Source organism: Campylobacter sp. Cr9 (genome assembly GCF_020138295.1).
Lineage (GTDB): Bacteria > Campylobacterota > Campylobacteria > Campylobacterales > Campylobacteraceae > Campylobacter_E.
In genome coordinates this window covers 1-372 of sequence record NZ_JACGBH010000046.1, presented here as the reverse complement: position 1 = coordinate 372, position 372 = coordinate 1, and the positions used below count along the sequence as shown (strand labels likewise).

The 372-nt window shown below is 36.3% G+C and carries 1 protein-coding gene; it reads right to left on the bottom strand.

What is annotated here, in order from left to right:
• Positions 1-360: flagellin hook IN motif-containing protein (locus tag AVANS14531_RS09155; RefSeq protein ID WP_336612166.1), on the bottom strand; the 360-nt coding region annotated here is incomplete at its 3' end.
• Positions 361-372: the final 12 nt, after the last annotated feature.

The following is a 372-nucleotide window of genomic DNA, read 5'->3' as shown; positions in this document are numbered from 1 at the left end:
TCTTCCTTTAGTATCTACAGAAGCCTCAACCCCTGTTTGATCTTTAACAGCATTAATTGCAGCTCTTAAAGCACCATTAGCATCTTTTTCTTGAACATTTACTGTTCCAATCTTAACACCATTAATACTAAAATTACTTGTAGTCTCACCTGCTTTAATAGGTTGTTCAAACACTGTTTGAGCAGTTACACTTGCTTTTATCCCTGTCTTATCACTAGCTTTATTAATAGCTTCTGCTAAAGCGCCTAAACCTGTAGTAGCACTAGTATCACCTTTACCATTAGTTAATTGAACCTTTTCAATAGTTACATCGTTTATACCATCTACGTTTTTAAAGGTAACACTTACACTACCCGTCAAATCCGCCGCCCT